This window comes from Chryseobacterium sp. SIMBA_029, from assembly GCF_046535275.1.
Taxonomy (GTDB): domain Bacteria; phylum Bacteroidota; class Bacteroidia; order Flavobacteriales; family Weeksellaceae; genus Chryseobacterium.
The window spans coordinates 1-269 of record NZ_JAWRXA010000357.1; the positions used below are offsets into that span (position 1 = coordinate 1).

Genomic DNA, 269 nt, shown 5'->3' on the forward strand with positions numbered 1-269 from the left:
GGCTTGTCGGTGATCGGCAAGGGCCGGCTCGAATTCGATGCCGGATGGACAGACCTGGCGCAATCGTTCATGGCGATTCGCAAGACCATGACGGCGAGCGGAAAGAAAGTCACCTATGAAGCGAGCCGTAACGAGGAAACAGGACACGCGGACCTTGCATGGGCGTGTCTGCACGCGCTCGGCAATGAACCGCTAGAGGGCGTCACCGCCAACAATACCGGCTTCATGGAGTTCTCAAATTGAGCAAGCGAAACCGCAACATGCACGCC

1 pseudogene is annotated in these 269 nt (G+C 58.4%); it reads left to right on the forward strand.

Annotation, left to right across the window (positions count from 1 at the left end):
- Positions 1–243 (forward strand): annotated as a pseudogene (locus SB679_RS24455) (oxidoreductase); the annotation flags it as partial.
- Positions 244–269 lie beyond the last annotated feature (26 nt).